The following is a 10,464-nucleotide window of genomic DNA, read 5'->3' as shown; positions in this document are numbered from 1 at the left end:
AACGTCCTCGACCGTCACCCGGCCACCCGGGGAACCTCCGCACGGCGAGCACCACCCGGATCGGGCGGACCGGCCACCGGCGCCGCCGACGGCTCCGGCCGAACCGTTCGGCCCCGTCGACCTCGGGACGACCGCGAAGCGCCACCGCCCCCAGCGGCACACGACCCAGCTGTCACCGGCCCGCGCGCCGGGTCCCGGCCGTTCGCGCCCGGCACCCGGCGCCCGGGCCAGGTGACACCACGTCAGGAGGCAGCGATGAAAGCCACGTTCCCCTTCACCACCCCGCACCACCTGGACAACGAGCCCGAAGCCGAGGCCCTGCTCGCGCGGGCTCCGGTCGTCCTCGCGGCGATCGGTCCGGCGGAGGTCTGGCTCGCCCTTTCCCACAAGGCGGTCCGCCAGGTGCTGAGCGACAGCCGGTTCAGCCGGGAGGCGGCCACGCTTCCGGGCAGCCCGCTGAAACTGTCCGTCGCCTCCGACCCGCTCCTGGTCTCCAGCCTGGACGGCGAACGCCACGCCCGCCTGCGCAAGCTGATGTCGCAGGCGTTCAGCCCCCGCATGGTCGATCGGCTCGAACCACGCGTGCGGTCCGTCGTGGACTCCCTGCTCGACTCCCTCGATCCGACCGCGGACCTCGTGGCGGGTCTCTGCGCTCCCCTGCCGCTGATGGTCATCTGCGAGCTGCTCGGCGTGCCCTACTCCGAGGCGGAGGCCATCCGCAGGTGGACCAGGCGGCTGTTCGTCACGGACATCACCTCGGACGAACTGCGGGCCACGCAGGGCGAGATGCAGGACTGGCTCGCCGACCTGGTGCGCCACAAGCGGGCCCGGCCGGACGACGGGCTGATCTCGGCGATGGTCGCCGCCAACGACGAGGGGGACCACCTCACCGAACCCGAACTGCTGGCCAACCTCGAGGGCCTGCTGATCGCCGGCCACGAGACGACCGTCAACCAGCTGGGCAACTCGCTGCTGACCCTGCTGCGCCACCCGGACCAACTCGCGCTGCTGCGGTCGTCACCGGACCTGATCGGACCGGCGGTCGACGAACTCCTGCGCTACAGCAGGCTGTTCACCTCGGCCGAGGTCCGGGTCACGACCGAGCCCGTCGAGCTGGAGGGCGTCGGACTGGGCGCGGGCGAACCGGTGCTGCCGGTCGTCGTCGCGGCCAACCGCGACCCCGCCGCGTACCCGGATCCCGGCCGCTTCGACATCACCCGGGAAGGACCGGCAGCGCACCTCGCCTTCGGGCACGGGCCGCACTTCTGCCTCGGCGCGATCCTGGCCCGCCGGGAGATGCGGGTGGCGATCGGATCCCTGGTGAAACGGCATCCGGGCCTGCGCCTCGCCGTCGACGAGTCCGAGCTCACCTACATACCGGAGCTGGTCTTCCGCGGCCTCCAGGCCTTGCCGGTCACCTGGTGAACCGTGGCCTCCCGTACCGCGGGCGCGGGCCTCCCCGGCCCCTTCGGCCTCGGCCCCTCGGCCCCAGGGGTGCCCTGAGCCGGGTGGCCGCCTGGCGACAAGTCCCCGACCCCGACCGGGCGCTGCAGGACCGCCCCTTCAGGCGACGGCCGCCGTGAAGCGGCGGGGGTGGCGCGCCAGGAGCCCGTGCCGCTCCTCCTCGGTGAGCCCGCCCCAGACACCGTACGGTTCGCGCGTCCGCAGCGCGTGGCGGAGGCACTCCCTGCGGACGGGGCAGTCGGCGCAGACGGCCTTGGCCTCCTGCTCGCGTACCGCGCGGGCCGCGCCGCTCTCGCCCGCGGGGTGGAAGAACAGGGCGCTGTCGGCTTCCCGGCACGAGCCGCGAAGCTGCCAGTCCCAGAAGTGCGAGGAAGATCCGGGCAAGCGCGAGATGTCCGCCATGGCAGACCCCCTTCGATATCGACGACCGCCAACCGCCCGGTCGTATAACCGCAACCCCGCCGAGTAATCACCGTGGTCGATGCCGGGAGCGCACCGGCTCGCACCCCAGCGGCGGGCGCCCACCTGCCGCACCGCGGCACGGCGAAGCGGGGGCGGGCTCACCTCTGGCACCGGTGCCCGTCGTCGGCGGCGTAGGCGCCGACGCCGAGAGCGCGCTCCAGGTCGTCGATGCGGTCACGGACCTGCTGCGCGCTCTCGACCGGGCAGCCGGTGCGCGCGAGGGCCCACCTCGTCACCAACCGCCTGAGGAGCAGTAAGGGGACGGCGGCCACCCACAGCGCGCCGGAGCACAGGGCTATCGCCTCGAGGTGCTGGCGTTCCCCGCGTTCGAACTCCGCGAGCGACCTGCCGGACGCCCTGCCGCCGAGGAACCCGGTCCTGCCGCGCTCGAAGACGGTCCTCGCCGTCACCACGGCCCCGATCCCGTACCCGCCGAGCACACCCAGCCACAGCAACAGCACCGCGGATCACCTCCCTGGTCGCCTCCACTTCCTGGTACCAGCCGTCTGCCCCGACGGCCCGGCCCATAACGGGACAAGCCGACCCGGCCCCGGGAACAGCGTCCGGGCAGCGGCCCCGGGCGGCACGATCCGCCCGCGCCGTGCCCCGAGCGGGCTACCGGCCGCACCCCCACGGGCACGCCTGCACGGCACCGGGACGGGCCTTCGCGATACTTCCGCCACGACCCGCGAACCCGGCCACGGCACCCGGAAACCGCCGGTGAACGGGTTTCGAGCCCGCCGCCGGCGGTTAGCCGAGCCGGCGTGCGGGGCGAACCCCGCCGCACCCCACGGCCAGCACCAGGAGGACAGAGATGAAGGTTGCCGACTACCTGCTGCAGCGGCTTCGGGAGTGGGACGTCGAGCACGTCTTCGCCTACCCCGGCGACGGCATCAACGGGCTGCTCGCCGCCTGGGGCCGCGCCGAGGACCAGCCCCGGTTCATCCAGGCCCGTCACGAGGAGATGGCCGCCTTCCAGGCCGTCGGGTACGCGAAGTTCTCCGGCCGCACCGGGGTCTGCGCGGCCACCTCGGGCCCGGGCGCGATCCACCTCCTGAACGGCCTGTACGACGCGAAGCTCGACCACGTCCCGGTGGTCGCCATCGTCGGGCAGACCGACCGCACCGCGATGGGCGGCTCCTACCAGCAGGAGGTCGACCTGCTGAGCCTCTACAAGGACGTGGCGTCCGAGTTCTGCGAGATGGTCACCGTCCCCGAACAGCTGCCCAACGTCCTCGACCGTGCCATGCGCATCGCCGCCACCCGCCGCACGGTCACCGCGCTGATCGTCCCCGCGGACGTGCAGGAGCTCGACTACGAGCCGCCCGCGCACGCCTTCAAGCACGTCCCCTCCAGCCTCGGTCTCCCCCACTACGCCCCCGTGCCCACCGACGAGGACCTGGAGCGGGCCGCGGAGGTCCTCAACGCCGGCGAGAAGGTGGCGATGCTGATCGGCCAGGGCGCCCGTCACGCCCGCGCCGAGGTCGAACAGGTCGCGGAGCTGCTCGGCGCCGGCGTGGCGAAGGCCCTGCTCGGCAAGGACGCCCTCCCGGACACCCTGCCCTACGTGACCGGCTCGATCGGGCTGCTCGGCACCCGGCCCTCGTACGAGATGATGCGCGACTGCGACACCCTGCTGGTGGTCGGTTCCAGCTTCCCGTACAGCAACTTCCTGCCCGACTTCGACCAAGCCCGCGCCGTGCAGATCGACCTGGACCCGTCCATGATCGGCATGCGGTACCCGTTCGAGGTGAACCTCGTCGGCGACGCCGCCCGGACGCTGCGCCGCCTGCTCCCGCTGCTGGAGCACAAGGCCGACGGTGCGTGGCGCAAGTCCGTCGAGGACAACACGGCCCGCTGGTGGGAGGTGATGCGGCGGCGCGCCGAGGTCGCCGCGGAGCCGATCAACCCGGAGTACGTCGTCCACGCCCTGGACGCCCTGCTCCCCGAGGACGCCGTGCTGGCCGCCGACTCCGGCTCGGCGGCGAACTGGTACGCCCGGCACCTGCGGGTGCGCGGCACCATGCGCGGCTCGCTCTCCGGCACGCTGGCCACCATGGGCCCCGGCGTGCCGTACGCGATCGGCGCCAAGTTCGCCCACCCCGACCGCCCGGCGATCGCCATCGTCGGCGACGGCGCGATGCAGATGAACGGCCTCGCCGAACTGATCACCGCCGCCAAGTACTACGGCGAGTGGAGCGATCCGCGCCTGGTGGTGGCGGTGCTCAACAACCGCGACCTCAACCAGGTCACCTGGGAGATGCGGGCGATGCAGGGCGCACCCAGCTTCCTGCCCTCCCAGCAGCTCCCCGACGTGCGGTACGCCGACATCGCCCGGTCCTTCGGCCTGGACGGGGTCCGGGTCGAGCGGCCCGAGGACGTCGTGCCCGCGTGGACCCGGGCGCTGGCCGCGCAGCGTCCGTTCGTCATCGACTTCCGCACCGACCCCGCGGTGCCGCCGATCCCGCCGCACGCCACCTGGGACCAGATCAAGGCCGCCGCCTCCGCCGTCCTGCACGGCGACAGCGACCGCGGGTCCGTCATCCGCCAAGGGCTGAAGGCCAAGGTCCAGGAGTTCCTCCCCGGCAACGGGAGCCGACCGTGACCGCGGAGGACGGCAGCGCGGGCGTCGACCTCACGGCCCTGGAACGGGCCCTGCGCGCCGAGGTCGACGGGGAGGTCCGCTTCGACGCCGGCAGCCGCGGCGCCTACGCGACCGACGGGTCCAACTACCGGCAGGTCCCGCTCGCGGTGGTGGTGCCCCGCACCGTCGAGGCCGGCGCCGTGGCGGTCGCGGTGTGCTCGCGGTTCGCCGCGCCGGTGCTCTCGCGCGGCGGCGGCACCAGCCTGGGCGGGCAGTCCACCAACACCGCCGTGGTCGTCGACTGGACCAAGTACTGCAACCGTCTGCTGTCCGTGGATCCCGGCTCCCGCACCTGTGTCGTCGAGCCGGGCATCGTCCTGGACGAGCTGAACCGTCAACTGGCCCCGCACGGGCTGATGTTCGGACCGAAGCCGTCCACCCACACGCACTGCGCGCTGGGCGGCATGATCGGGAACAACAGCTGCGGCGCCTCCGCCCAGGCCTACGGCAAGACCGTCGACAACGTCCGCCGCCTGGAGGTGCTCACCTACCAGGGCACCCGGTTCTGGGCCGGCCGCACCGACGACGACGAGTACGCCCGGATCGTGGCCGCGGGCGGCCCCCGGGCCCGGCTCTACCAGGGGCTGCGCGAGGTCGCGGCACGCCACCTGGCCGAGATCCGGCGCGGCTACCCGCGGATCCCCCGGCGCGTCTCCGGCTACAACCTGGACTCCCTGCTGCCGGAGAACGGCTTCGACGTGGCGAAGGCCCTGGTGGGCAGCGAAGGCACCCTGGTCACCGTCCTGCGGGCCGAACTGGAGCTGGTCGAGGTCCCCGCGGCGGAGGCCCTGCTGGTGCTCGGCTTCGACGACATCCTCCAGGCGGCCGACGCGGTGCCCGCCCTGCTCGAACACAGCCGACCGGCCCAGCTGGAGGCCGTCGACGGGCGCATGGCCCAGCTGATGCGCGAGGAGCACGCCTACCTCGACTCCCTGGAGCAGCTGCCCGAGGGCGACAGCTGGCTGCTGCTCCAGTTCACCGGCGACACGAAGGAACAGGCCGACGCCCAGGCCCGCGCGCTGCTGCGCGCCATCGGCCGCGACGAGGGCGACGCGTCGGTGGCGTTCTCCGACGACCCGCCGCGCGAGCACGAGATGCTCAAGGCCCGCGAGGCGGGACTCGGGGTGACCGCCCGGCCACCGGACGGCTCCGAGACCTGGGAGGGCTGGGAGGACTCGGCCGTGGCGCCCGAGAAGCTGGGCGACTACCTGCGCGACCTGGAACGGCTCTTCGACCGCTACGGCTACCAGCAGGCCTCCCTGTACGGGCACTTCGGGCAGGGCTGCGTCCACACCCGCATCCCGTTCGAACTGCGCGGGGGCAAGGGCGTCGAGGCCTTCCGGTCCTTCCTGCACGAGGCCGCCGACCTGGTCGCCTCCTACGGCGGATCGCTCTCGGGGGAGCACGGTGACGGGCAGGCCCGCGGCGAACTGCTGCCCCGGATGTTCGGCCGGGCGCTCGTCGACGCGATGGGCGAGGTCAAGGCGCTGTTCGACCCCGGCAACCGGATGAACCCCGGCAAGGTCGTCCACCCCCACCGGGTCGACGAGAACCTGCGCCTGGGCGCCGCCTGGCGGCCCCGGCCCCACCGGGACACCCACTTCTCGTACCCCGACGACGGCGACTTCGGGCAGGCCGTCATGCGGTGCGTCGGTGTCGGCAACTGCCGGTCCCACCAGGGCGGTGTGATGTGCCCGTCCTACCGGGCCACGCTGGAGGAGGAGCACTCCACCCGGGGCCGGGCCCGGTTGCTGTTCGAGATGCTCGGCGGCCATCAGGACTCGCCGATCACCGACGGGTGGCGCTCCACCGAGGTCCGGGACGCCCTCGACCTGTGCCTGGCCTGCAAGGGCTGCAAGTCCGACTGCCCCGTCGGGGTGGACATGGCCACCTACAAGGCCGAGTTCCTCGCCCATCACTACCAGGGGCGGCTGCGCCCGGCCGCCCACTACGCCCTGGGCTGGCTCCCGCTGTGGACCCGGCTCGCGCGCCCCGCGCCGGGTCTGGCCAACGCCGCTCTCCACGCCCCGGGACTGGGCCGGCTCGGCAAGCTGCTCGGCGGCGTCGACCCACGCCGCGACGCGCCGCTGTTCGCCGCCGAGAGCTTCCAGGACGGCTGGCGCAGGGCCGGGCGGCCCCAGCCCGAACCGGGCGATCCGCGGACCGTGCTGCTGTGGTCGGACACCTTCACCAACCACTTCCACCCCCACATCGCCCGGGCCGCCGTCCGGGTCCTGGAGGACGCCGGCTTCCGGGTCGCGGTCCCCGAGCAGGCGGTGTGCTGCGGCCTGACCTGGATCTCCACCGGCCAACTCGCCACCGCCCGCCGCGTCCTGAAGCGCACCACCCGCGTGCTGCGGCCCTGGCTGGAGGCCGGCACCCCGATCGTCGGGCTGGAGCCCTCGTGCACGGCGGTCTTCCGCACCGACGCCCGGGACCTGCTCGCCGGGGACCAGGACATCGACCGGCTGGCCGCCCAGGTGCGGACCTTCGCCGAACAGCTCGTCAACCACGCCCCCGAGGGCTGGCAGCCGCCGCAGGTCGGCCGGGCGGCAACCGTCCAGACGCACTGCCACCAGCACGCCGTCCTGGGCGCCGACCCGGACCGCGAGCTGATGCGCCGCGCGGGCCTGGACGCGAACGTGCTGGACGAGGGCTGCTGCGGACTGGCCGGCAACTTCGGCTTCGAGCAGGGCCATTACGACCTGTCGCAGACGATCGCGGAGCAGGGCGTCCTGCCCGCCGTCCGCGACACCGCCCCGGACGCGTTCGTGGTGGCGGACGGCTTCAGCTGCCGCACCCAGATCGACCAGGCCGACACCGGCCGCCGGGCCGTACACCTGGCCGAGGCGCTGGCCACGGCCCTCGACGGCCCCGCGCCCGCCGACCGACCCGAGAAGGCCGTCGCACGCCCCCGGCCCCACCCCGCGGCGGCCCGCCTGCTCACCGGCGGGGCACTCGGCGCGCTGACCGCCCTGGCCGCAGGGGCGGTTCTCGCCGCCCGCCACCGCGCAAGGAGGATTCCGTGAAGTCACCCACCGCACTGCGAAGCTCGCTGCACGAACGGCTGCACCACGAGGCCCGCGCCTACGCCGGGGACGCCGACCGCCCGCTGGCCGCCTACACCGGTCTCATGGGCGCCTTCGCCGCCACCGTCGCGGGCGTCTCCGTGGCCGCGGGGGTCTCGGGCAGGGAACTGCCGGATCCGAGGCCGTGGGACGTGGCGTTGAGCGCGCTGGCGACCCACCAACTCGGCCGGCTGCTTGCCAAGGACCCGGTCACCAGCCCGCTGCGCGCACCGTTCACCCACTTCGAGGGCACCACCGGCCCGGCCGAGCTGAAGGAGGAGGTGCGCGGCACCGGCGCCCGCAAGGCCATCGGCGAACTGCTCAGCTGCCCCTTCTGCACCGGCCTGTGGATCGCCACGGGCATCACCGCCGGCACCCTCTTCGCACCGAGGGCGACGCGGCTGGCCACCGCCACCCTGTCCGCCCTGGCCGCGGCCGACTTCCTGCAGTTCGCCCGGACGGCCCTCCAACGGGCGGCCGACGAGACGCGGTGACCGCCCCGCTGCCCGTCGGGAACCAGCTCCGGCCCTGTTCCGGCGGGCAGCCGGGGATCCGTTCTCCAGGCGGCGCCCGGCCCCAGGGGCCTTCCCGTACAGCACGGAGGAAGAATGAGTTCGACGCCCCGTGAGCAGTGCGCTCATCTCGCGCGGCAGTTGCACGCGGCCCTCGCCGCGGCGGGCAGCACGCTGGCCGCCGCCGAGTCGCTCACCGGCGGCCTGCTCGCGCTGACGCTGACCGAGGCCCCGGGAGCCTCCGAGGTCTTCCGCGGGTCGGTCACCGCCTACGCGACCGACGTCAAGGCGGACGTCCTGAACGTGGACCGGTCCCTGCTGGACGCCCGCGGACCGGTCGACGCGCGCGTCGCCGAGCAGATGGCCGAGGGGGTCCGGGGCCTGATGAGGGCGACCTACGGCCTCGCCACCACCGGCGTCGCGGGCCCTTCACCGCAGGACGGGCGCGACCCCGGGACCGTGTACATCGCCTTCGCCGCGGCGGACCACTCCTGCTCCACCCGGATCGACGCCGACGGCGACCGCCACGAGGTCCAGCGCGCCGCGGTCCTGCGAGCCCTCGTCATGGTGCGTGACCACCTCCGGCCTCGGGGGCCGCATGAGACCTGAAAGGCGCGGAGGCAGCGTCCCTGCCGCGCCGCGACGACCGGCCGTGAGGTGCCGCGGCCCCCTGCGACAGCTCGCCGGATCCGAGGGAAGGAGCAGCACCATGGGCCAGTTCGACGCATTCGTCGCGTTGTTGGACTACCCGGTGTACGTCGTCACCGCGGCGGCTGAGCAGGAGCACGCGGGGTGCCTGGTCGGCTTCGCCGGCCAGTGCTCGATCCACCCGCCGCGCTTCGCCGTGTGGATCTCCAAGGCGAACCGTACCCATGCCGTCGCGTCCCGGTCGCAGGTGCTGGTGGTCCATCTGCTGCCGACGCACCGACACGACCTCGCCGAGCTGTTCGGCGGTCGCACCGGTGACGACGTCGACAAGTTCGCCGTCGCCGCATGGGAGGCGGGGCCGTACGGAGTGCCGGTGCTGACGGGGGCCATGGCCTGGTTCGCCGGCCGGATCCTCGACCGGGCGGACTGGGGCGACCACATGGGATTCCTCCTGGAACCGCTCGATGCCGAGGCCGTGTCGAGCGGCAGCCCACTGACCTTCCGGAACGTCCAGGACATCGACGCCGGACACCCCGCGTAGAGGAGGGCCGGCCACCTGGGCGGGACGGGAGAGCTCCGGTGGTGCCGTCCGAACCGCGGGGCGCCGCCCGGCTGCGACCTGCACAGCCGGGGCGGCGTCCTGCGGTCTACGGGGCTCGGGTGTCGGCTGCCGGCGCTTCGGGCTCCTCCTCGTCTTGCCCTTCGCCGCGGGCGTCGGGCGGGGTGGGAGCGGTGATGTCGCGCTGCCGCGACGAGCGCTCGCGCGTCTCGTCGGACACCTCGGGGTCGTCGTCACGCTCGGGAACGCTCACAGCGGTCCTCCTTTCTCCGGAATCGGCCGGTCGGGTGTCAGGAGGACTTGCCGCGTCCGGTGACGAGGTCGCGGGCGCGGTCGACCAGCCCGGTGCCGGCGGCCAGCAGCTTGTTGTCGGGGGCGTTCGGATGAGGGCGGGTCGGGGCGAGCTTCTTGGCCCGGCGGATCCGGTCGCCGAGCTCGTCGAGCTGCTCGGGCGGGCAGACCTCGGCCAGGGCGGGGAACAGGTTCCGCTCCTCGTCCTGGATGTGGGCCGTGACCTCGGAGACGAGCCGGTCGACCAGGACGCCGAAGCGGGCGTCACCGCAGTCCACGCCCTCCAGGTCCTTGAGGAGCTTCTCCACCGTCTCGTGGTCGGCGATCTCCTTGTCCGCGAGGGCGTCCCCGCCCGGCACGTGCTCGCGCACGGCCGGGTAGAGGTGCTGTTCCTCGGCCACCGAGTGGCGCACCAGCTCGATGGTGAACTCGTCCGCCACCTTCCGGCGCCGTTCGTCGCCCACCGGCAGCGCCTGGATCCGGGCGAACAGCTCCTCGACCTCCCGGTGGTCCGTCATCAGCTCGTTGATCACATTGCCGCCGTGTCCCATGGCTGTTCTCCTCATCGATGGTCGTCGAAGCGGTGCGGGTCGCGGATCAGCTCCGCAATTCCTCTCATATCCCGCATTACCGGCAGCATTCATCCCGGCGGCAGGTTCCTGGCCACGATCGGCGTGCGCGGCCACGCGCAGCCGGCCGTCGCGTTCCTGGTCCGGCCCAGCCGAGCACTCGCTCCCGAGGAACCGTCGCCCGCCGCACTCTGGCGCGCCCGGACGATCTCTGACAGCATCTCAGCCGTCGTGAACGAGCCGTGCA

General features: G+C 73.4%; 10 protein-coding genes. 6 read left to right on the top strand and 4 right to left on the bottom strand.

What is annotated here, in order from left to right; genetic code table 11:
- Nucleotides 1-255: 255 nt before the first annotated feature.
- Nucleotides 256-1,425, top strand: coding sequence for a cytochrome P450 (locus ACZ5GH_RS35295; RefSeq protein ID WP_464336370.1), 1,170 nt, complete (start codon nt 256-258; stop codon nt 1,423-1,425).
- Nucleotides 1,426-1,563: 138 nt separating this feature from the next.
- Here the strand turns inward: ACZ5GH_RS35295 and ACZ5GH_RS35290 are convergent, their stop codons facing one another.
- The gene (locus ACZ5GH_RS35290; RefSeq protein ID WP_464336369.1) at nt 1,564-1,866 is read right to left on the bottom strand and encodes a WhiB family transcriptional regulator; all 303 of its coding nucleotides are present in this window, start codon (nt 1,864-1,866) and stop codon (nt 1,564-1,566) included.
- A 158-nt stretch (nt 1,867-2,024) separates the two neighbouring features.
- Entirely contained in the window at nt 2,025-2,387 is a 363-nt protein-coding gene (locus ACZ5GH_RS35285) for a hypothetical protein (protein ID WP_387755945.1), read from the bottom strand.
- Nucleotides 2,388-2,740: 353 nt separating this feature from the next.
- On the opposite strand from ACZ5GH_RS35285, the gene ACZ5GH_RS35280 reads away from it, so the two are divergent.
- The 5 genes from ACZ5GH_RS35280 to ACZ5GH_RS35260 all read left to right on the top strand — a co-directional run bounded on the left by ACZ5GH_RS35280 (nt 2,741) and on the right by ACZ5GH_RS35260 (nt 9,339).
- Nucleotides 2,741-4,531, top strand: a complete 1,791-nt coding sequence (locus ACZ5GH_RS35280; protein WP_464336368.1) for a thiamine pyrophosphate-requiring protein — start codon at nt 2,741-2,743, stop codon at nt 4,529-4,531.
- Nucleotides 4,528-7,599, top strand: a complete 3,072-nt coding sequence (locus ACZ5GH_RS35275; protein WP_464336367.1) for an FAD-binding and (Fe-S)-binding domain-containing protein — start codon at nt 4,528-4,530, stop codon at nt 7,597-7,599. The genes ACZ5GH_RS35280 and ACZ5GH_RS35275 overlap by 4 nt, the downstream gene beginning before the upstream one ends.
- Complete coding sequence (locus ACZ5GH_RS35270) at nt 7,596-8,132, top strand: DUF1360 domain-containing protein (protein ID WP_464336366.1); 537 nt, start codon at nt 7,596-7,598, stop codon at nt 8,130-8,132. The genes ACZ5GH_RS35275 and ACZ5GH_RS35270 overlap by 4 nt, the downstream gene beginning before the upstream one ends.
- Before the next feature lie 114 nt (nt 8,133-8,246).
- Nucleotides 8,247-8,759, top strand: coding sequence for a CinA family protein (locus ACZ5GH_RS35265; protein ID WP_387755937.1), 513 nt, complete (start codon nt 8,247-8,249; stop codon nt 8,757-8,759).
- Between the two features lie 100 nt (nt 8,760-8,859).
- Complete coding sequence (locus ACZ5GH_RS35260) at nt 8,860-9,339, top strand: flavin reductase family protein (RefSeq protein WP_464336365.1); 480 nt, start codon at nt 8,860-8,862, stop codon at nt 9,337-9,339.
- Between the two features lie 106 nt (nt 9,340-9,445).
- On the opposite strand, the gene ACZ5GH_RS35255 is transcribed toward ACZ5GH_RS35260, so the two are convergent.
- A complete protein-coding gene (locus ACZ5GH_RS35255) occupies nt 9,446-9,610 on the bottom strand; it encodes a hypothetical protein (protein WP_464336364.1) in 165 nt (54 codons plus the stop codon).
- Nucleotides 9,611-9,647: 37 nt separating this feature from the next.
- Nucleotides 9,648-10,199, bottom strand: a complete 552-nt coding sequence (locus ACZ5GH_RS35250) for a hemerythrin domain-containing protein (RefSeq protein ID WP_387755933.1) — start codon at nt 10,197-10,199, stop codon at nt 9,648-9,650.
- Nucleotides 10,200-10,464: the final 265 nt, after the last annotated feature.

The organism is Kitasatospora sp. Xyl93 (assembly GCF_055383135.1).
The sequence above is the reverse complement of the archived record's forward strand: the minus strand, read 5'-3'. Positions and strand labels throughout refer to the sequence as shown.